The sequence below is a fragment of the Sphingobium sp. FG58 genome, assembly GCF_057809055.1.
In genome coordinates this window covers 1-19,512 of record NZ_JBMDJF010000023.1, presented here as the reverse complement: position 1 = coordinate 19,512, position 19,512 = coordinate 1, and the positions used below count along the sequence as shown (strand labels likewise).

At 62.9% G+C, this 19,512-nt stretch carries 28 protein-coding genes; 16 read left to right on the top strand and 12 right to left on the bottom strand.

The window, feature by feature from the left end:
• Positions 1 to 5 precede the first annotated feature (5 nt).
• The 7 genes from ACODR8_RS17950 to ACODR8_RS17920 all read right to left on the bottom strand — a co-directional run bounded on the left by ACODR8_RS17950 (position 6) and on the right by ACODR8_RS17920 (position 6,308).
• Complete coding sequence (locus tag ACODR8_RS17950) at positions 6 to 386, bottom strand: type II toxin-antitoxin system VapC family toxin (RefSeq protein WP_489008517.1); 381 nt, start codon at positions 384 to 386, stop codon at positions 6 to 8.
• Positions 383 to 625: an AbrB/MazE/SpoVT family DNA-binding domain-containing protein gene (locus tag ACODR8_RS17945; protein ID WP_217673174.1), complete on the bottom strand. Its 243-nt coding sequence runs from the start codon at positions 623 to 625 to the stop codon at positions 383 to 385. Before ACODR8_RS17945 ends, ACODR8_RS17950 begins: the two co-directional genes overlap by 4 nt.
• A 51-nt stretch (positions 626 to 676) precedes the next feature.
• Positions 677 to 1,837, bottom strand: coding sequence for a flavodoxin-dependent (E)-4-hydroxy-3-methylbut-2-enyl-diphosphate synthase (ispG, locus tag ACODR8_RS17940; RefSeq protein WP_489008516.1), 1,161 nt, complete (start codon positions 1,835 to 1,837; stop codon positions 677 to 679).
• A 178-nt stretch (positions 1,838 to 2,015) separates the two neighbouring features.
• The gene (locus tag ACODR8_RS17935) at positions 2,016 to 3,311 is read right to left on the bottom strand and encodes an OmpP1/FadL family transporter (protein ID WP_489008515.1); all 1,296 of its coding nucleotides are present in this window, start codon (positions 3,309 to 3,311) and stop codon (positions 2,016 to 2,018) included.
• Positions 3,312 to 3,709: 398 nt separating this feature from the next.
• Positions 3,710 to 5,080: a phosphoglucomutase/phosphomannomutase PgmG gene (gene pgmG / locus ACODR8_RS17930; protein WP_489008514.1), complete on the bottom strand. Its 1,371-nt coding sequence runs from the start codon at positions 5,078 to 5,080 to the stop codon at positions 3,710 to 3,712.
• Positions 5,077 to 5,502, bottom strand: a complete 426-nt coding sequence (locus tag ACODR8_RS17925) for a J domain-containing protein (protein WP_489008513.1) — start codon at positions 5,500 to 5,502, stop codon at positions 5,077 to 5,079. The genes pgmG and ACODR8_RS17925 overlap by 4 nt, the downstream gene beginning before the upstream one ends.
• The gene (locus tag ACODR8_RS17920) at positions 5,502 to 6,308 is read right to left on the bottom strand and encodes a division plane positioning ATPase MipZ (protein ID WP_489008512.1); all 807 of its coding nucleotides are present in this window, start codon (positions 6,306 to 6,308) and stop codon (positions 5,502 to 5,504) included. The genes ACODR8_RS17925 and ACODR8_RS17920 overlap by 1 nt, the downstream gene beginning before the upstream one ends.
• Positions 6,309 to 6,418: 110 nt before the next feature.
• On the opposite strand from ACODR8_RS17920, the gene panC reads away from it, so the two are divergent.
• Positions 6,419 to 7,264 (top strand): pantoate--beta-alanine ligase, encoded by an 846-nt coding sequence (gene panC / locus ACODR8_RS17915; protein WP_489008511.1) that lies wholly within the window; start codon positions 6,419 to 6,421, stop codon positions 7,262 to 7,264.
• 6 nt (positions 7,265 to 7,270) lie between these two features.
• Here panC and ACODR8_RS17910 read toward each other — a convergent pair whose 3' ends face one another.
• The 4 genes from ACODR8_RS17910 to hemE all read right to left on the bottom strand — a co-directional run bounded on the left by ACODR8_RS17910 (position 7,271) and on the right by hemE (position 9,363).
• Positions 7,271 to 7,399, bottom strand: coding sequence for a hypothetical protein (locus ACODR8_RS17910; protein WP_275402196.1), 129 nt, complete (start codon positions 7,397 to 7,399; stop codon positions 7,271 to 7,273).
• Positions 7,400 to 7,552: 153 nt separating this feature from the next.
• A complete protein-coding gene (locus tag ACODR8_RS17905) occupies positions 7,553 to 7,993 on the bottom strand; it encodes a CopD family protein (RefSeq protein ID WP_489008510.1) in 441 nt (146 codons plus the stop codon).
• Positions 7,993 to 8,319, bottom strand: a complete 327-nt coding sequence (locus tag ACODR8_RS17900; RefSeq protein WP_489008509.1) for a helix-turn-helix transcriptional regulator — start codon at positions 8,317 to 8,319, stop codon at positions 7,993 to 7,995. Before ACODR8_RS17900 ends, ACODR8_RS17905 begins: the two co-directional genes overlap by 1 nt.
• Positions 8,320 to 9,363 (bottom strand): uroporphyrinogen decarboxylase, encoded by a 1,044-nt coding sequence (hemE, locus tag ACODR8_RS17895; protein ID WP_489008508.1) that lies wholly within the window; start codon positions 9,361 to 9,363, stop codon positions 8,320 to 8,322.
• 289 nt (positions 9,364 to 9,652) lie between these two features.
• On the opposite strand from hemE, the gene ACODR8_RS17890 reads away from it, so the two are divergent.
• The 11 genes from ACODR8_RS17890 to ACODR8_RS17840 all read left to right on the top strand — a co-directional run bounded on the left by ACODR8_RS17890 (position 9,653) and on the right by ACODR8_RS17840 (position 16,769).
• Positions 9,653 to 10,480, top strand: a complete 828-nt coding sequence (locus tag ACODR8_RS17890; RefSeq protein ID WP_217673183.1) for a pyruvate, water dikinase regulatory protein — start codon at positions 9,653 to 9,655, stop codon at positions 10,478 to 10,480.
• Entirely contained in the window at positions 10,477 to 11,070 is a 594-nt protein-coding gene (locus ACODR8_RS17885; RefSeq protein WP_489008507.1) for a Maf family protein, read from the top strand. Before ACODR8_RS17890 ends, ACODR8_RS17885 begins: the two co-directional genes overlap by 4 nt.
• On the top strand, positions 11,067 to 11,891 hold the full coding sequence (gene aroE / locus ACODR8_RS17880) for a shikimate dehydrogenase (RefSeq protein WP_489008506.1): 825 nt from the start codon (positions 11,067 to 11,069) through the stop codon (positions 11,889 to 11,891). Before ACODR8_RS17885 ends, aroE begins: the two co-directional genes overlap by 4 nt.
• A gap of 11 nt (positions 11,892 to 11,902) precedes the next feature.
• Positions 11,903 to 12,496, top strand: a complete 594-nt coding sequence (gene coaE / locus ACODR8_RS17875; RefSeq protein ID WP_489008505.1) for a dephospho-CoA kinase — start codon at positions 11,903 to 11,905, stop codon at positions 12,494 to 12,496.
• Positions 12,497 to 12,528: 32 nt separating this feature from the next.
• Complete coding sequence (gene dnaQ, locus ACODR8_RS17870; RefSeq protein ID WP_489008548.1) at positions 12,529 to 13,230, top strand: DNA polymerase III subunit epsilon; 702 nt, start codon at positions 12,529 to 12,531, stop codon at positions 13,228 to 13,230.
• A 76-nt stretch (positions 13,231 to 13,306) separates the two neighbouring features.
• Positions 13,307 to 13,915: a ribosome hibernation-promoting factor, HPF/YfiA family gene (hpf, locus tag ACODR8_RS17865; protein WP_489008504.1), complete on the top strand. Its 609-nt coding sequence runs from the start codon at positions 13,307 to 13,309 to the stop codon at positions 13,913 to 13,915.
• Between the two features lie 131 nt (positions 13,916 to 14,046).
• A complete protein-coding gene (locus ACODR8_RS17860; protein WP_294138176.1) occupies positions 14,047 to 14,514 on the top strand; it encodes a PTS sugar transporter subunit IIA in 468 nt (155 codons plus the stop codon).
• Positions 14,501 to 14,971 (top strand): PaaI family thioesterase, encoded by a 471-nt coding sequence (locus ACODR8_RS17855; protein ID WP_489008503.1) that lies wholly within the window; start codon positions 14,501 to 14,503, stop codon positions 14,969 to 14,971. Before ACODR8_RS17860 ends, ACODR8_RS17855 begins: the two co-directional genes overlap by 14 nt.
• A complete protein-coding gene (locus ACODR8_RS17850; RefSeq protein WP_489008502.1) occupies positions 14,961 to 15,314 on the top strand; it encodes a DUF1491 family protein in 354 nt (117 codons plus the stop codon). The genes ACODR8_RS17855 and ACODR8_RS17850 overlap by 11 nt, the downstream gene beginning before the upstream one ends.
• A 177-nt stretch (positions 15,315 to 15,491) precedes the next feature.
• Complete coding sequence (locus tag ACODR8_RS17845) at positions 15,492 to 16,163, top strand: cell wall hydrolase (protein ID WP_489008501.1); 672 nt, start codon at positions 15,492 to 15,494, stop codon at positions 16,161 to 16,163.
• Positions 16,164 to 16,274: 111 nt separating this feature from the next.
• The gene (locus tag ACODR8_RS17840) at positions 16,275 to 16,769 is read left to right on the top strand and encodes an MmcB family DNA repair protein (protein ID WP_217673193.1); all 495 of its coding nucleotides are present in this window, start codon (positions 16,275 to 16,277) and stop codon (positions 16,767 to 16,769) included.
• A 13-nt stretch (positions 16,770 to 16,782) separates the two neighbouring features.
• Here the strand turns inward: ACODR8_RS17840 and ACODR8_RS17835 are convergent, their stop codons facing one another.
• A complete protein-coding gene (locus ACODR8_RS17835) occupies positions 16,783 to 17,409 on the bottom strand; it encodes an ankyrin repeat domain-containing protein (RefSeq protein ID WP_489008547.1) in 627 nt (208 codons plus the stop codon).
• A gap of 41 nt (positions 17,410 to 17,450) precedes the next feature.
• On the opposite strand from ACODR8_RS17835, the gene ACODR8_RS17830 reads away from it, so the two are divergent.
• Genes ACODR8_RS17830 through ACODR8_RS17815 form a run of 4 tightly spaced genes read left to right on the top strand, consistent with a single transcriptional unit; the run spans position 17,451 to position 19,491 of the window.
• Positions 17,451 to 18,104: an SCO family protein gene (locus tag ACODR8_RS17830; protein WP_489008500.1), complete on the top strand. Its 654-nt coding sequence runs from the start codon at positions 17,451 to 17,453 to the stop codon at positions 18,102 to 18,104.
• A complete protein-coding gene (locus ACODR8_RS17825; protein WP_489008499.1) occupies positions 18,092 to 18,529 on the top strand; it encodes a YcgN family cysteine cluster protein in 438 nt (145 codons plus the stop codon). Before ACODR8_RS17830 ends, ACODR8_RS17825 begins: the two co-directional genes overlap by 13 nt.
• Positions 18,530 to 18,563: 34 nt before the next feature.
• Positions 18,564 to 19,226, top strand: coding sequence for a M48 family metallopeptidase (locus ACODR8_RS17820; protein WP_489008546.1), 663 nt, complete (start codon positions 18,564 to 18,566; stop codon positions 19,224 to 19,226).
• Between the two features lie 4 nt (positions 19,227 to 19,230).
• Positions 19,231 to 19,491 carry a hypothetical protein gene (locus ACODR8_RS17815; RefSeq protein WP_489008498.1) on the top strand — a complete coding sequence of 87 codons (261 nt, stop codon included), beginning with the start codon at positions 19,231 to 19,233 and terminating at the stop codon, positions 19,489 to 19,491.
• The last annotated feature ends 21 nt before the right edge of the window (positions 19,492 to 19,512 follow it).

Here is a 19,512-nt window from a genome sequence, read left to right as displayed (position 1 = left end):
GGCGTTCAGCGGATGAGCCGGATGTCGATGCCGATGTCCAGCGCAGTCCAGGCCCGGTCAGCGGTGATGACTGGCAGATTAGTCAGCCGCGCAAGCGCCAGACAGGCCCGATCGCCAAGGGACAATCCCAAATGCCGGGTCATCGGGCGAAGCATGGCGGCTTCCAACGCGTGCGCTTCGTGGAATGGGCTGATACGCAGTTCCAGGCGCATGACCTGATGCGCGGCATCGTCTCGCGACAGGCCAGCCTCGACAAGTTTCGTGAAGGTTTCACAAAGATTGATGACCGACATCTGCCCGGTCGCCAAATGCGGCCGCACCTGATCTGCTCCCGGCTCATCCAGCAATATGGTCAACAAAGCCGATGTATCGATGACCGCGGTCATTCGCGTTCCGCTTCGGCGCGGCGTTCGGCCAGAAAATCATCGACGGTGAAAGGCTTTTTTATCAATGCTTTCAGATCGCTCTGCACTTCGCGCAAAACCTGATCATAGCTTTTGACCAGAATTCCGCTGCCGTGCCGCTCAAACACGATCCGGTCACCATCCTTGAAGCCCAGTTGTCGGCGCAACTCTGCGGGGAATACGGCCTTGCCGCCTGCAATCATCTTTCCGCTATAGGTCATGAAATTCCTCCAGGACCTGAATAATATATCGGTCCTGAATTTCCAAGCTGCCTATTCCGCCGCTTCGGCCTTGCCCGCGTCGGTCATGTCGGATTCGGCATTGGCAGCCTCGATCTCCGCTGCCTTGGCCTCGACCAGCCGGACGATATGATCGACCATATTTTCGTCCTGAATGGTGTGGTCGGTGATGCCCGACAGATAGACCATATGCTTGCCATTGCCGCCGCCGGTCAGGCCGATATCGGTTTCGCGCGCTTCGCCGGGGCCGTTGACGACGCAGCCCAGGACGGAGAGTGAAAGTGGCGTATGGATATGCTGGAGCCGTTCTTCGAGCGCCTGTACGGTGCGGATGACGTCGAAGCCCTGGCGCGCGCAGGACGGGCAGGAAATGACCTTCACCCCGCGGGTGCGGATGCCCAGCGATTTGAGGATCTCATAGCCGACGCGGACTTCCTCTTCGGGTTCGGCGGACAGGGAAACGCGGATCGTGTCGCCAACCCCGGCCCAGAGCAGATTGCCGATGCCGATCGCGCTCTTCACCGTGCCGCCGATCAGCCCGCCCGCTTCGGTAATGCCCAGATGGAGCGGGCAATCGACCGCGTCGGCCAATTGCATATAGGCGGCGACCGCCAAGAACACGTCGCTGGCCTTCACCGCGACCTTATATTCGTGAAAATCCTGGTCCTGGAGCAGCTTGATATGATCGAGCGCACTTTCGACCAGCGCTTCGGGGCAGGGTTCGCCATATTTTTCGAGCAGGTCGCGTTCCAGACTGCCGGCGTTGACGCCGATGCGGATCGCGCAACCATTCGCCTTGGCCGCGTCCACCACTTCCTTGACGCGGGCTGACGATCCGATGTTGCCGGGGTTGATGCGTAGGCAGGCGGCGCCAGCATCGGCGGCTTCCAGTGCGCGCTTATAGTGGAAATGAATATCCGCGACGATCGGCACGCGCGCGGCGCGGACGATCTGCTTCAGGGCAGCGGTCGATTCCTCGTCAGGGCAGGACACACGGATGATGTCCACGCCCGCATCTTCGCAGCGACGGATCTGGTCGATCGTCCCCTTGATATCATGGGTCAGCGTGTTGGTCATGGTCTGGACCGTGACCGGCGCACCACCACCCACCGGCACATTGCCGACCATGATCTGGCGGCTCTGGCGGCGGGCAATGTCACGCCAGGGGCGCAGGCCGGGATTATGGTCGGACATCTATGAACGGCTCCATCAATATGGAGCCTCTATAGGGATGTTTGGTGACGGTTAAAACCGCTGCTATTTGATGTTTCAGCCGTGCTGAAACGCGCGGCACCAGCCCGCACCCCCACCCGGCCTCCCATCCAGGATATTCTGTGGGAGGCCGGGTGGGGGTGCGGGCTGGTGCGGCCCTTCAAAAACGAACAGTTAGGGAAGCGGCCAATTGATCCGCATTGCCGCTGGCGCTCGACAGCGTCGTGGTGGTTACCGTGGCGGGGGCAGGATAATAATGGTCCGGGCGGATGATGTTCGCCTTTTCCACGAAGGTGTGCGCGTAGCTGAGATTGAGCGCCAGCGCGGACGATATATTCCAGGTCGCGCCACCGCTGAGCCAGACGCGGTCGCCATCGGGGACGCGGGTGGTCAGAAATTGCGGATTGGTGGGCGTGCGGTCGAACATGGTGCCGGCGCGCAGGGTCAGCCGATCGCTGACATCATATTCGCCGCCAGCGCTGACGCTGTAGCTGTCATGATAATGCATTTCCTTGACCGATGTGCCGGTCGCGGTGTTGATCGTGATCGCCTTGAACACCGACCAATTATACCAGCGCGCAGTCAGCATCGCCCGCAACTTAGGCGTCAAGCGATGCATCATGCTGACCGTGACGATATCGGGCAGTTCCAGCGGCGCGTTGGCGGCGAAAGTGCCGTTGGCCCCGGCCAGCGGTCCCAACAGGCCGCTAATCTCCTGCTCACCTTTCAGCTTGTGGGTCATGCGCGAGCGATAATGGACGCCGAAATTGGTGTCGCCGCTGGTGTAGAACAGGCCTGCGTTCCAGCCGACCGACAGATCGTCGCCCTCGATCGAGGCATGGCCATCGGCCAGCAGCGGGGAGAGTTGCGGCAGGGCGTTGGTCAGCGTCACCTTGACATATTGCACATCGACGCCGCCGCCGATCGAGAGATTGTCGCTCAGCTTATAGGCAGCGGACGGCTGGACATTATAGGTTTTCAGGTCGGTATGGAGGGAATCGTACCGGCCGAAATAGCTTTCGTCATAATCCAGCTTCAGCCCGAACGGCGCGTTGACGCCCAGGCCCAGCCAGAGGCGATCGCTGACCTGCGCGGTGGCGTAGAAGCTGGGAATCAGGATGATTTTGGCAAAGGGATTGCCGCCATCATTGCCAGTGACCGGCACGGATGTGGGCAAGCCCGGTACCGAACGGCTGGACCCGCGATTGCTCTGCTGCGCGGTCGCCGACAGGATGATGCCGCCCACCGACGTCTGGATGCCCGACAATTGGGTCATCGCCGCGGGATTGAAATAGATGGTCGATGGATCGTCGCCTGCCGCAGCGCCCCCTGACAGCGCACGCCCGGTTTCCTTGGGCGATTGTTCCTGCAGGTAGAAGCCGCCCGCCAGCGCCGGGACCGGGGCCGCCAGCACGCCTGACAGCAGGAAGGGAAGAAGGCGACGGCTAAGCGACATGGACGATCCTCTACACACTATCGTGCCGGCACCGGCGCACTATCCCGCGCGCGCTGACCGACTTTGCGCAGCGCGGATAGCAGCATCGTGGTTAATTTCCAGTATCGCACCTGTCCGGTTCATCGCATTTACAGGCGGTTGCGACGGTCAGAGACAGTCGGACGCTACGGCAGGACCGCCATGCGAAGGACAAAAAAAAGCCGCCCCGAAGGACGGCCTTGAAGTTTTAGGAGAGGATGCCTGAAAGGCGAGTTTCTTTTGCGGTGCAGCAGCGATTGTCGCAAATGCGAAATATGATGGAGTGATTGCAGAAAATGCAATCAAGTCTGAGTTTTCAGCTTTCCGTAGGGGAAAGGCGAATGTCGCGATGATAGCGATACCAAATTTTTATTGCTCAATCATATAACGGGCCGCCTGATTCCCGATTCGTGCAGCTGTGCATCGATCTGGGCCATGAGTCGGGCCAGCCCTGCGCCGTCTTGCGATTCGGCGCGCGCGACCAGGGCCGCCTGGGTATTGGATGCGCGCAGCAGCCACCAGCCATCGATGGTGCGGACGCGCGCGCCGTCGATCGCGTTCACATCCGCGCCGCTTATACGCAACCGGGCGCGTATTTCGTCGATCACCGCGAATTTGCGATCCTCCGCCACCGCAAAGCGCACTTCGGGGGTGTTGGCAAGGTCGGGCATCGCGCTGCGCAGATCGGTGATGCTGCGATCCGGTCGGGCAGCGCGGATCAGGCGGACGGCGGCATAGAGGCCGTCGTCATAGCCATAATAATCGTCGGCGAAGAAGAGATGCCCGGTCATCTCGCCCCCCAACGGACTGCCAATCTGCTTCATTCTGGACTTGATATGGCTGTGGCCGGTTTTCCACATATCGGGCCTACCACCCAGCGCAGCGATGCCGTCGAACAGCGACTGGCTGGCCTTCACATCGGCGACAATCGCGGCACCGGGGCGTTTTTCCAGCACGCTCGGCACGAACAGGCCCAATAGCTGGTCACCCGCAATCACCCTGCCCTGCCCGTCGATCACGCCGATCCGGTCACCATCGCCATCGAAAGCCACACCGAAATCGAGCTGCTTGGCAAGGACAAGGGCGCGCAGGTCGGCCAGATTCGCTTCCTGCGAAGGATCGGGATGATGGTTGGGAAAATTGCCGTCTATGTGGGTGAAGAGCAGATGATGCTCACCGGGCAGGCGCTGCACCAGCGTCTCGACCACCTGTCCGGCCGCGCCATTGCCCGCGTCCCAGCCGATGCGCCATGCGCACCCGTCAAAACCCTCGACCAGCCGGTCGACATAGCGGTCGATGATCGTGATGCTTTGACTCTGGCCAAAGCCATCGTCCCAGTCGCCCGCCGCCGCCATAACGCCCAGTTGCTGGATCGCTTCGCCGAAAAAGGGCGCATGGCCCTGCACCAGCTTGAAGCCATTTTGATCGCCGGGATTATGGCTGCCGGTTATCTGAATGGCGCCGTCCACCTGGCCGACCATTTCGGCATAATAGAGCATCGGGGTTGGTCCCAGCCCGATGCGCAGCACGTCGATGCCGCTGGCGCACAGACCGTCGACCAGCGCAGCTTCAAGCATCTCTGAACTCAGCCGTCCGTCATAGCCCACGGCAATGCGCGATCCCCCTGCCCGCGCTATGACGGTGCCGAAGCTGCGCCCCAGCGCCCAGGCGTCGGCGGCGTCCAGCGTTTCGCCCACCGTGCCGCGCATGTCATAGTCGCGCAGCAGGGTAGGGTCGAAACGGTGAGTCACCTTTCCGCCTGATGGCGCAGCAGCAGGTCGCGGGCGGCGTTGATCTGGGCCGCCAGCGCCTCCGTCCCGCCCTTGTCGGGATGGACCGAAGCGATCAGGCGACGATGGGCGGCGCGGATCATGTCCGCGTCAGCGTCAGGCGCCACGCCCAGCAGGGCGCGGGCCTGCGCAATATCCTGTGGCGGCAGAGGTTTGGGCGCGGCGGTCTTGCCTTTGCCGCGCAGCTTGCCTTGTCCTACGAAGAACATGGCCGCGCCGATCAGCAGCGGCGCGCCGATCACCGGCTTGCCCTTGGCCGCCAGCACTGCGCCGACCAGCGCCACGCCCAGCGCCATTCCATCTTTCGCGCTCATGCGTTGCAGCCTTCCTGTCCAGATCAGCCAGCCTGCAAGGCCCGCCAGCAGCAGCGCAAGCCAGCCCATCAGGCTGCGCCGATCAAGTCCATGGAGCCAACGCCGCTGCGTTCGGGGAGAGCGAGGCCCGCCACCATTTCCCGCAATTCCTGCCGCGCCGCGATATGGCTGACGCCCAGTTCGCCCAGATGCCCCTTGTCCAGCAGGGTCAGGCCCGACGGGAACAGTTCGCGGAAGATCACGCGCTCCGACAGGCCCGGAATGACGCGGAAACCGACGCGACGGGACAATTCCATCAGCGCGTCGCCGACCCGCTTCTTGTTGCGAGCATCCTGATGCTGGACGCGGTTGCGCAGCACGACCCAGTCGATCGAGACGCCATCGGCCTTGGCCCTGGTCTTGCGCGCTTCAAAGATGAGTTCGGAATAGAAGGACAGGCGCTTGACCTTGAAACTTTCCGCATCGACCTGCCCGATCAGGTCGAAATCGACGAAACTGTCGTTCATCGGCGTGACCAGCGTGTTGGCGCGCGCGGCCATGTGGCGGGCGAATACATCATCGCGGCCGGGCGTATCGACGATCAGGAAATCCGTGTCCTGCGACACGGCAGCGACTTCGGATTCGAGCGCCTCTATACTGTCGCCCTTCAACACCGCAAAGGTCGGTGCGACCAGTTCAATGCCGCGGCGGAGCGCGGTTTCGGCGCGATTTTCCAGATAGCGGGTGACGGTGCGCTGGCGCGGATCAAGGTCGATCATGCTGACGCGATGGCCGAGCGCCGTCAGCGCGATCGCGGTGTGGACAGCAGTGGTCGATTTGCCGGTTCCGCCCTTTTCATTGGCGAATACGATGAGATGCGGCTGCGAATTGGCCATTGGACCCCTGATAACCCCGTTGATTGTCGCAATGATTCTTGACCGTCCAGCGACTGCGCGCCTAGCAGGACGTCCCTGTCACCCCTGCCCTTATCGGAGCCGTTCCTCCCGTGCAAACCCTGTCTGACCTGCCCGCGCTGCGCGCCGCCATCGACGCGCTGAAAAGCGACGGAAAGCCGCTGGTTCTGGTGCCGACCATGGGCGCGTTGCATGACGGGCATATGGCATTGGTCGAGGAAGCGCGGCGGCACGGGCGGCATGTCGTCGTGTCGATCTTCGTCAATCCCAAACAGTTCGGGCCGAACGAGGATCTGGCCGCCTATCCACGGCGCGAGGCCAAGGACGCGCAGATGCTTAGCGCCGCCGGGGTGGATATTTTGTGGATGCCCACGGTCGATGTCATGTATCCGGCGGGCTTTGCCACGAACATCAGCGTGAGCGGGGTCAGCGACGGGCTGGACGGGGCAGCGCGACCGGGCCATTTTGATGGCGTCGCGACGGTGGTGACCAAATTGTTCAACCAGGTGCGGCCTGATGTCGCGATCTTTGGCGAGAAGGATTATCAGCAGCTCGCCGTCATCCGGCGGATGGTGGCTGATCTCGACATGGGCATAGAGATTGTCGGGATGCCGACCCAGCGGGCCGAGGATGGGTTGGCCCTGTCATCGCGCAACGCTTATCTGAGCGACGATGAGCGCAAGGCTGCGCTGGCTTTGCCGCGGGCGCTGGGCGAGGCCAAGCGGCAGATCGAAAAGGGCGGCGCGGTCGAGGAGGCGCTGGCCAAGGCGGTCGCGATGCTGAGCGCCCAGGGCTTTGACCCGGTCGACTATGTCACTTTGTGCGATGCGGTCACGCTGGAGCCGATGCATGTGCTGGACCGCCCTGCCCGGCTGCTGGGCGCGGCCAGGCTGGGCAAGACGCGGCTCATTGACAATATCGCGGTCGATCCGGCCTGATCTGCGTCAGAACAGCTGTTTGGCAAGGATGGCGGCCGCTACCAACAGGCCGATGATAGCCCAGCCTTCCCAACTGCGGGGACCCCATCCCCAACCAAGACGCTTGCGGCCAAACCAGAGGCGGGGATGATTCATCGGACGACTCCATCCTGATGCTTAACTTCGCACTTTTCCCGGTAAATCGGACATTTTATTGCGCGGGTCTGATCCTATCGGAAAGCGACATCGGGAGTATAGCAGCGCGGCAGGGTGTAGGATAGCCTGCCCCCCTCCCCTTCCCCCGAAGATTTAGAACGGTTTGACGATCACGGCGATGACGATGACCGCGGCCGCAACGCCGGGGACTTCGTTGAACAGGCGCAGCTGACGGTCGGTCAGGGTCCGCTGTCCCCTGGCCAGTTTCTTCGTATAGCCCGCAATCCAGCCATGATAGGCCGACAGACCCAGCACGAAGAGCAGTTTCAGGTGGAACCAGCCAAAGCTCCACGCGCCAAGCTCCACCATCAGCATCAGGCCGAACAACCAGGTCAACACCAGCGAGGGGTTGAGGATGATCTTGAGCAGCCGCTTTTCCCGATCGATCCATTTGCGGTCCTCGTCCGATCCGGGCGCGCTTTCCTGATGATAGACGAAGAAGCGCGGCATCATGAACAGGCCCGCCATCAGGAAGATGACGAAGATGACATGGGCAGCCTTCACCCAGAGATAAGCGGCACCAAGAAAGGCCATCAAACACTTGCTCCCTTGCCTATCAACGCTTCAACGACGCGCATAATCTGCGCTTGCTGATCCGCACTGGCACCACGATATAAGTAATTCAAGCGACGGGCATCTCCATGCAAACGATCGGGATTATCCTCGTCCGATAGTATATCTGCGGGACTGACCTCGAACACTTGCCCCAAAATCCGCATCCATTTGTCACTAAGGCGCAGCTTTCCACGTTCCAGGTCATTAATCGTGGGAATCGAGCAGCCAGCGTCTAACGCCACATCCTCTAGAGTCATAGCGCGTGCATCACGCAACTCCCTGATCCGATTGGGTGCCTTTTTCATTTACCGCCTCACATAGGCGATCAGCGCCTCGACATGCGCGATGGGCGTGTCGGGGAGGATGCCATGGCCCAGATTCATGATGTGGGGTCGGTCGACAAAGGCCGCGCGGATATTGTCCACCGCCTGTTCGACCGCCCGCCCGCCCGCGATCAATGCCAGCGGATCGAGATTGCCCTGTACCGGCAAGCCCTGGGGCAGGACGCGGTTGGCCCAGTGGGGATCGACCGTTTCATCGACGCCGATCGCATCGACCCCGGTGCCAGCGGCATAATCGGCCAGTTTCGCGCCCGCGCCCTTGGGGAAGCCGATGATCGGGATCGTCGGATGCAGCGCCTTCAACTTGCGTACGATCGCGGCATTGGGCTGGATCACCCAGCGATCGAACTGGAGCGGGGCGAGGCTGCCGGCCCAGCTGTCGAACAATTGCACTGCTTCAACGCCCGCCGCGATCTGGCCGGACAAATAGGTGACGGTCGCATCGACGATGGCGTCGATCAGCTCGCCAAAGCGAGCGGGATCGCCATAAGCGAGGCGACGGGCCGCGCCCTGATCCTTGCTGCCCTGCCCAGCCACCATATAGGTGGCGATGGTCCAGGGGCTGCCTGCAAAGCCGAGGAACGTAACTGACGGGTCGAGCGCGGCCTTGACCTGCCTGACCGTCTCATAGACCGCTTCAAAGCGGCTAAAATCGGGTTTAAGAGTGCTGATATCGGTTTCGGCAAGGATGGGAGCAAGCCGCGGACCTTCGCCCGCCTCGAACCATAAATCCTGTCCCATCGCATAGGGGACGATCAATATGTCGGAAAAGAGGATCGCGCCATCAAAGCCGAACCGGCGCAAGGGCTGGAGCGTGACCTCGGCAGCGGCCTCGCTGTCATAGACAAGTTCGAGGAAGCCGCCCTTGTCCGCTCGCAATGCGCGATATTCGGGCAGATAGCGCCCGGCCTGACGCATGAGCCACATCGGCGGCACGGATGGGACATCGCCCTGGAGGACGCCAAGCAGAGGCTTGGTAGCAAGGACCGTCGGCGCGTCGAGGCTCATCTATTCTCTCTTAATATAGATTTAAGTAGGATGATGGAGATAGTAGGGACGTTGGCAGCGGGGTTTATGCGCTGTGCCCGGATTTGCCAACAGCTTGACTCCCAAGGCGCACGCTTTGCGGCCTGAGTCAGTCACTCTATCCACGTTATCCACAGGCTGTGGATGAAAATGTGGGTCTGTTGGGGGGCTGTGGATAAGATTTGCGGTGTCGTGGACGGAGCAAAAGCGGGGATTTTGTCCCCAACTCCTCCCTTGCTTTATCCACAGCCTGCCCACACAGATATGGGCCATGTCGCGCATCCACCTGCACCTCCTGTCGGACTCCACCGGTGAAACGCTGGAGAATATCGCCAAGGCCGCGATCGGCCTGTTCGAAAATGTCGAGGCGATCCGCCATTTCTGGCCGATGGTGCGATCCGAAGTCCATCTCGACCGGATCATGCAGGAAATCGCCGCCAATCCGGGGCTGGTGCTGTTCACCCTGACCAACCATGTGTTGCGGCGGCGGCTGGAAACGCGCTGCCGGGCGCTGGGCCTGCCCCATGTCGCCGCGCTCGACAGCGTGGCGGACGCGCTGTCCAACATATTGGGGCAGGAAACCCGGACCCGGCCGGGGCGCAAACATATTCTCGACGAAGCCTATTTCGCCCGGATCGAGGCGATCCAGTTCACCATCGCCCATGATGATGGGGTGGGCCATGAAAATTGGGAAGAGGCCGACATCGTGCTGGCGGGCGTGTCGCGCGCGTCCAAGACGCCGACGTCGATCTACCTCGCCAATCGCGGCTACAAGACCGCCAATATCCCGCTGGTGCCGGAATCGCCGCCGCCCAAAAGCCTCTATAGCCTGAAACATCCGATGATCGTCGGCCTGACCGTCAGCCCCGATCGCCTGATCCAGATCCGCCGCAACCGGCTGCTCTCGCTCAATCAGGCGCCGGAGACGGCCTATGTCGATAATGAGAAGGTGCAGGAGGAGCTGGCTTTCGCACGACGCATGTTTGCCGATCATGGCTGGCCGGTGATCGACATGACCCGCCGGTCGATCGAGGAAGCGGCCGCGGCGATCATCAACCTGTTCAACGACCATGTTCTGGGTGAAGGGGCGGCATCATGATCGTGCTGGCATCGCAAAGCGCCAGTCGACGGGCGCTGCTGGAGGCCGCGCATGTGCCGTTCGAGGCATTGTCACCCGGCGTGGATGAGGAAGCGGCGAAGGAGGCATTGCGCGCCGACGGGCTGGACGCGCGGGCGCTGGCGGATGCGCTGGCGGAGTTGAAGGCGCTCAAGGTTTCGCGCCGGGTGCCGGGGGGACTGGTGCTGGGGTGCGACCAGACGCTGAGCCTGGATGATGGCAGCATGATCGACAAGGCGGTCGACCGCGCGGATGCGGCGCGCATCCTGCGGTTGCTGTCGGGGCGGGTGCATCATCTGCACAGCGCGGCGGTAATCGTGCTGAATGGCGAACCGATCTGGCGGCATGTCGAGCGGGTGCGGATGACGGTTCGACCCCTGAGCGATGGCTTTATCGACACCTATCTGGACGGCGACTGGGACGAATGCCGCTGGTGCGTGGGTTGCTACCGGATCGAGGGGCCGGGCGCGCAATTGTTCAGCAAGATCGAGGGCAGCCAGTTTGCGATTCAGGGTCTGCCGCTACTGCCGCTGCTTGACTTTCTGCGCGTGCGCGGCGTTTTGGCGGCATGACCGACACGATCCCCTATGCTGAAGTGATTGGCGATCCGATCGCCCACAGCAAATCGCCGCTCATTCATAATTTCTGGCTGAAAGCGCTGGATATCGAGGCGGAATATCGCAAGACCCATGTGACGGCTGAGGGGCTGGCCAGCTATTTTCTGCAACGGCGCGCCGATCCCGACTGGCTGGGGTGCAATGTCACCATTCCGCACAAGATTGCGGTGATGGATTATACCGACGATCCGGGCGGGGTGCGCACGCGGATCGGGGCGATGAACACCATCGCCAGCGAAACCGGCGGGCCGCTGATCGGCACCAATACCGATGCGGGCGGCTTCCTCCAGCCCCTGCTGCGCGACAAATGGAAGGGGCAACGGGCCGTCCTGATCGGCGCAGGCGGTGCGGCGCGGGCGATCCTGTTCGCATTGTCGAGCCTGGGCGTGCCGGACATCATAATCATGGTGCGCGACGTCGCCAAGGGTCAGGCGCTGCTTGATCGGGCGGGGGTGAAGGGACAGGTCATCAGCCTGACCGATCCGCTGCCTGCCTGCGACCTGCTGGTCAACAGCACGTCGCTGGGCATGGTGGGTCAGCCGGTGCTGGACCTTGACCTTACCCCCCTGCCCGCCAGCGCGACCGTCTATGACATTGTCTATGCGCCGCTGGAGACCGATTTGCTGAAAGCGGCGCGGGCGCGGGGTCTCAAGACGCTCGACGGGCTGGAAATGCTGATCGGGCAGGCGGCGCTGGCGTTCGATATTTTCTTCGATGCGCAGGCGCCGCGTGAGTTGGACGCGGATCTGCGCGCGCTGCTGTTGGCGGCGGACTGACGGGCAGCCCCATGAAGATTTACGGCCTGACCGGATCGATCGGCATGGGCAAGTCGGCGGTAGCGGCGATGTTCCGGCGCGAGGGCATACCCTTGTTCGATGCCGATGCGGAGGTGCATCGGTTGCAGGGACCGGGCGGCGCGCTGATCCCGGCGATCGAGGCGCGCTTTCCCGGCACGACCGGGCCCAAGGGGGTGGATCGGGCGAAGCTGGGCGCGGCGGTCTTTGGCCATCCCCATGAGCTGCGGGCGCTCGAAGCGATCGTCCATCCGGCGGTGCAGGCGGCACGGCGCGCTTTCTTGCGGCGGCACCGGTCGCGGCGTTTCGTGATTCTCGATATCCCGCTGTTGTTCGAGACGCATGGGCAAAAGCGGCTGGCGGGCGTGATCGTCGTCACCGCTCCGGCGTGGAAACAGCGCAAGCGGGTGCTGGCGCGACCGGGGATGACGCCCGCCAAATTCCGCCGGATCGTCCACCTCCAGACCCCGGACGCGGAAAAAAGGCGGCGGGCCGATCATATCATTCACACCGGCACCACCTTCACCCAGACCCGCGCGCAGGTGCGGCGTCTGGTCGCTTGCCTTGGCGCAAAGATGGGCCGATAAGGGTTTGCCCAAGAGTCGATATGAAGAGGGCGATGCGCGAGATTATTTTCGATACCGAAACGACCGGATTCGATCCGGCATCCGGCGACCGACTGGTCGAGATCGGCTGCATCGAACTGATCAATCGCGTGCCGAGCGGCCGCACCTTCCATGCCTATTATAACCCGCAGCGCGACATGCCTGCCGCGGCGGAGGCTGTGCATGGCCTGTCGTCGACGTTCCTGAAGGACAAGCCGCTGTTCGCCAGCGGCGTCGATGATCTGCTCGCCTTTCTGGAGGACAGCCCATTGGTCGCGCATAATGCGCGCTTCGATTTCGGCTTCCTCAACCATGAATTGCGGCTGTGCGGCCGCGCCGATGTGTCGATGACTCGCATGATCGACACGGTGGCGATCGCACGGACGCTGCATCCGGGCGCCAAGCACAGCCTGGACGCGCTCTGCACCCGTTACGGCATCGATCGCAGCCATCGCATCAAGCATGGCGCGCTGCTCGACGCCGAATTGCTGGCGCAGCTTTACATCGAACTGACCGGCGGCCGTCAGATCGGCCTGGGTCTTGCACAGGAGGAGGAAAAAGCAGCCACAGACGGGGAACTTGGCGCTGGCGCCATGGTTCGCCCTGTTCGTCCCGCGCGCGTTTTTGCAGCGAGCGCGGCGGAGCTGGAACGGCATGCCAGGTTCATTGCGACCCTGGACAAGCCGATCTGGCTGGAGGAGGCGCAGCCGGGCTGACAAAAACGGTCCGTGTCCGTGCCTCCAGGTCATCCGGGCCGCTTCCTGCGACCCGGCAAGAATAAGGAGAAGGCATATGGATATTCGTGTTTCCGGGCATCAGGTCGACACGGGCGATGCGCTCAAGCAGCATGTCGCCGACCGCATGGAGGCGATGGCCGAGAAATATTTTTCCCGCACGATTTCGGCCCATGTGACCTTTCGACCCGCGCCGCACGGCGCCTTCCACTGCGACATCGTCTGTCATGTCATGACTGGCCTGATCCTGAAAGGAGCAGGCGAGGCGCAGGAGGCGCATCCGTCCTTCGACCAGGCGGCGGACCGGATCGAAAAGCAGCTGCGCCGTTACATGCGCCGTCTGAAGGACCGGCACAGCCAGGCGACCGCCGCCGAAGCGCAGCGGGTCAACAGCTTCAGCGTCGATGATATTGACGGGGCGGGCTATACCATTTTCGCCTCGCCCGTGGACGAGCATGAGGAGGTGGTCGAGGATTCGCCGCTGATCGTCGCGGAAACCCGCGTCGATATCCCCGAAGCCAGCGTGTCCGACGCGGTCATGATGCTCGACCTGCGCAACACCAATGCGCTGCTGTTCGTCAATGCCGGGACCGCGGCCTATAATATGGTCTATCGTCGCCATGACGGTACGATCGGTTGGGTCGAACCGCGTTTGGCGGCGAGCTGAACCGGGCCATCTGCCATGGGCCGCCTGTTGACCTGATGGTGCAGGCGGCTTATGGGGCCGGGCTTTATATTCCCCGATCGCCGCGCATCTAGACCCCAGGCTGGGCGCGGCTCGGCTGGTTCGGACAGACCATGGTTGATTTCCACGACATCGTTTCAGCGGACGCGCTCGCCACGGGCCTTTCGGTGAACGGCAAGAAGCAGTTGTTCCAGAAGATCGCGGCGCTGGCGTCCTGCGCCTATGGGCTGGACGCCGACGAGGTTGGCGACGCTCTGTTCGAGCGGGAGCGGCTGGGTTCGACCGGCTTTGGCGGCGGTGTCGCCATTCCCCATGCCAAGATTGCCGGGCTGGAGCGGATGTGCGGCATGGTCGTGTTGCTCGATCCGCCGGTGCCGTTCGATGCGGTGGACGATGCGCCGGTCGATATCGTCTTTGCCCTGCTTTCGCCGGTGGATAGCGGCGCGGAACATCTCAAGACATTGGCGCGGGTATCGCGCTATCTGCGCGACGAAAATCAGGTCGTGCGGTTGCGCGGGGCCAAGTCTGCCGCCGCGCTCCACGCGCTGCTGGCCGGTGGCGGGGCGCGTGACGCTGCCTGAGACAGGCGCGCCCGCCAGCGGCGAGGCCGCGCATTTCCGTGCGCTGGAAAATCTCTATCGCTCCGCGCCGATCAACCGGCTGTTCCGGTCGGAGATTGCGATTCAGGAGCCGGGCCGCTGCGTCATCGATTTCGATGTCGATGAGAGCCAGTTCCATGCCGCCGGTGCCGTCCATGGCACCGTCTATTTCAAGATGCTGGACGATGCCGCCTTTTACGCGGCCAACAGCTTGGTCAGCGACCGATTCCTGCTGACCACCGCCTTCAACCTGCTGTTCACCCGGCCGATCGCGCCCGGCCGGATTCGCGCCGAGGGGCGCTGGATCAGCGGCAAGCGCCGCGTTTATGTGGCCGAGGCGAGTCTGGTCGATTCAGAGGGCGAGGAAGTTGGCCGCGGCACCGGCACCTTCATGCGGTCGCAATTCCCGCTGTCATCGTTGCCGGGATATGGTGGCTGAGTCGCAGGACAATGCGCGGCTGACCAGTGCGATTCTGGTCAACGCGCTGGTGCGACGCACCAACGCTGCGGGCGGCTTTGCGATGGTGCTGGTCAAGGGCGACGCGACCAGCGGCGTCATACTCATACAAGCGCTTGAAAAGGGGCGGGAAACTGGATTGTTCGAACGGGTATCGAACTTTGCAGGGGGTCATGCGTTGATGCGTTGTGGACCTTCCCCGGAGGAGGGGCCGGAGGCGCTTGCCACCTATGTGGCGCGTCGGCGCAGATCGGACCCCGATCTGTGGATCGTTGAACTCGATATCCCGGAAGCAGAACGGTTTGCCGCTGAAACGATCTGCTGATCGTTGACATAGTGCAATGGTCCGTGCAGAGGCCCGCCCACGCTGAACGCGCAGGTTGCTGCATTCGTCCAAGGGGGGTGAATGTTGTAAACACGCAGACGGGGGGCGGCCCAACGTCAGGGAATATGTGTTAAAAAACGACGTTTAAGGCCAAGAACCGCACGTTTTTGAGTAGTAATGAGTTTTCGTCTGAGAGCCGCGATCATCGTGGCATTTGCACTGTCCGCCACAGCGGCAGTGACCGCTTCCGATATGTCGATCGCCGGTGAGTCGGTCCAGTCGGTAGCTTCCCTGTCCAGGGACAATGCGCTGATTCCAGCGCCCGCGGCCGCCCAAAAGCCCGCCATCACTTTTGCCGCGCCGCGCGAAATCGTGCAGCCGCTGGCCTCGGCCTCCAAGGCCGACCGCACTTATTCTCCCGAATCCGACGTCCAGGCGAGCAGCCTGTCCGCGCTGGTTGCCGCCCATGGCGACGCAGAAGCCGTGGACGGCGACATGAAGTGCCTGGCCGGAGCGGTCTATTTCGAATCCAAGGGCGAAAGCCTGGAAGGCCAGCTGGCCGTGGCACGGGTGATCATCAACCGCGCCAAGTCTGGCCGTTTCGCCGACAGCCTGTGCGGCGTCGTCTATCAGCCCAGCCAGTTCAGCTTCGTGCGTGGCCACGGGATGCCGCCGATCCGCATCGACAGCCGCGATTGGCGCGAAGCCGTCGCCATCGCCCAGATCGCGATGAACGACAGCTGGAACAGCCCGGCCGAAGGCGCGCTTTTCTTCCACGCCCGCCGCGTTTCGCCGGGTTGGGGCAAGGCCAAGCTGGCGATGATCGACAATCATATTTTCTATCGTTGAGGGACGGCGCGCGATTGGCGCGCATCTTTTGGGGTGGATCATGAAAAGGCCGATTTGGTGTTTGCCGAATCGGCCTTTTCTTTTGTTCCCGACCTGTTCTAAAGTCGCGCCATGAGTAGCGCCCCGATCGAAAGCTGTTCCCCGTTGACCGACGGCACCGCGCTGGCGGTGGCGCGGGGGACGTTGCGGCTGTTCTTTCGCCATGACATGAGCGGCATATTGGAAGTGCCGCTGCCCAACGGGCGGCGTGCCGACATCATGGCGATCGACGGGGCAGGGCGGCTGACGATCGTGGAGATCAAATGCAGCCGCGCGGATTTGCTGGGCGACATGAAGTGGCCCGACTATTTCGACTATTGCGATCGCTATTATTGGGCGGTGCCGATGGGGTTCGACCTGTCCCTGTTCGACAGTGAGGCGCTATGGCCCGCGCGCACCGGGCTGATCGTCGCGGACCAATATGACGCCGAACTGGTCCGCCCCGCGCCGATCGAGCCATTGGCCGCGGCCCGGCGCAAGGCGGAGACGTTACGCTTTGCCCGGCGCGCGGCGCGGCGGCTGACAGCGATCAGCGACCCCGATCATGCGGCGGAGATCGGGTGGTAGGCGGCGTTTTGCCTCAGAACACCGGACCCTGCACCGGTCCCTTGGGCGCTGCGCTGGTTTTGGCGGCGGCTAGGGCTTCGATGAGGCCGGGGGTGCGGTTGTCGCGGTTGGCATAGTCGCGGGCGGACATGCCGGCGATGCTGTCGCGCTTGTCGGGATTGGCGCCCTGCGCCACCAGCAGCCGGACAAGGCCCAGGTCGCGCAACTGCACCGCACGGATCAGCGGGGTTTCGCCGCTGCCATTGGTCTTGTCCACCTGCGCGCCATGGGCGATCAGCGTGCGCACGCCTTCCTCGAACCGGCCCTGCACCGCCTTCATCAGCGGGGGATTACCCGCATTGTCGGCCAGATTGGGGTTGGCCCCCTTGGCCAGCATGAAGGCGAGCCAGGTGGCGTCGCGCCGCGCGATGACGATGTGCAGCGCGGTTTCGCCGGTCGTGACGTCGCGGCTGTTGACCACGGTGGAGCCGGGTTTTTGCAGCAGGTCGGTGACCTTCTGCCCGTCGGCATCCTTCACGGCTTTGAGGAAATTATAATTGTCGGAAAATTGCGCCTGCGCCGCGACCGGGGACAGCAGCGCCAGCGTCAGCGCGGCGGCGCGTCCCAGACCCATCCATGCGCTCAACCCGGTCTTGCTCATCATCTGCCCCGTATCATTTGCAAATCGGCCCATAGCAAGGCATGGCTGGCGGCACCATGAACAAAGCAAAGATTGCGATCGCCCTGCCGCTGCTGGCCTTGCTGGCTGCGTGCAATATGGGGGCGGACGGAAACGCATCAAGCGGCGACAGTGCGCCGGGCGAACTGGCTGGCGCGCGGATCGGCGCGCCCTTCACCCTGACCGATCAGGATGGCAAGCCCAAAAGCTGGGACGATTTCAAGGGCCAGTATCGCCTGGTCTATTTCGGCTATACCTATTGTCCCGATGTCTGCCCGGTCGACCTGCAACGCATCATGCAGGCCTTTGCCCAGTTTGAGAAAGCGCAGCCCGCGCTGGCGGCGAAGGTGCAGCCGATCTTCATCAGCGTCGATCCGGCGCGCGATACGCCCGCAATCCTGAAACCCTATGTCGCCGCTTTCCACCCGCGCCTCATAGGCCTGACCGGCACGCCGGAGCAGATTGCGAAGGTCGCCAAGGATTTTGCTGTGATCTATAATGCGGAGAAAAGTGAAGGGAGTAGCGAGTATCTAGTTGGTCATTCGCGCACCCCTTATTTTTTCGCACCAGATGGTAGCCCGATCGCGCTAGTGCCTGTCGATAATCCCGCCACTCCGAATGAGAATGAAGGCTCGGAAGATATCGTCCTCGCTTTCTTCAAAAAATGGGTCAAGTGACGCACTTCTGGGAAAAGCCTCTCCACACGCTCGACGCTGCCCAATGGGAGGCGTTGTGCGATGGCTGTGGCAAATGCTGCCTGCACAAGGCGGAAGATGAGGATACGGGGCATATCTACCCCACCAATGTCGCCTGCCGCCTGCTCGACCGCCATAGCGGCCAATGCACCAGCTACAAGAATCGCCGCAAATTCGTGCCTGACTGCGTGCGGCTGACCCCGGCCAAGGTGAAGCAGATCAGCTGGTTGCCGCGCACCTGCGCCTATCGCCTGCGCGAGGCGGGCGAGCCGCTGCCGGACTGGCATTATCTGGTGAGTGGTGACCGGGAAGCGGTGCATCGCGCGCAGGAATCGGTGCGCGGCTGGACCGTGGCGGAGGCGGAAGCGGGCGACCTGGAGAATCATCTTGTCGACCGGGACATCTGATCCCGACGCCGCGATCGTTATCGACGGCGTCGCAATGCCGGTGCGGGTGCGGCGGTCGGCACGGGCGCGGGCCTACCGGCTGACGATCGACGGGGCGCGGGGCGAATTACGGCTGTCGATGCCGGTGCGGGCGAACCTGAAACGCGCACTGGGCTGGGCGCAGCAGCATGAGGGCTGGGTGCGCACGCAGATGGCGGGGCAACCGGCGGTGACATTGCTGGAGGATGGCGCGGTCTTTCCGCTGGAGGGACGGGAGGTGCGCATCTGCTGGGTCGAAGGCGCGTCGCGCACGATTCGGCTTGAGGGTGATCGGCTGATGCTGGGCGGGGCGGCGGAGTCGGTGAGTGCGCGGGTGCAGCGCTGGCTGGTGGCGCGGGCGCGGGCGGTGCTGGAAGTCGAGACGCAGGAGTTGGCGCGCGACCATGGGCTGATCGTTGCGTCGGTGGGCGTGGGCGATCCGCGCAGCCGCTGGGGCAGTTGCACCTCGTCCGGCGCGATCCGCTATAGCTGGCGGCTGATCCTCTGCCCGCCGGAGGTACGCCGGTCGACCGTGGCGCATGAGCTGGCGCATCTGCTGCATATGGACCACAGCCCGGCCTTCCACGCCGCCCATGCGCGGATTTATGGGGTGGACCCGCGACCTGCGCGGGCCTGGTTGCGCGCAAACGGGGCGGGGCTGCACCGCTATCGGGCTTAGGCGAATGGCGCGCCGAAAACGCTATCTGACCGCGACCTTGCCGGACGGCTATGTCAAGACGATCGGGCCGACCGCGGACCCCTTCACCCATTATTGGCGGATCGTCGCTGTGCTGGACAATGGCAAGACGGAAGTGTTCTGGGGCCATGTGCGGTCACTGGCCGAGGCAAAGAAGAAGCGCGCGGCGGCGGAGGATGGCGCGCGGATGCGCGGCTGGAAAAGCTATGCGTTCGAGATTGCGGAGCTGGTGGAGACGGTGCCTTAATCCGTTCGTTTCGAGCGAAGT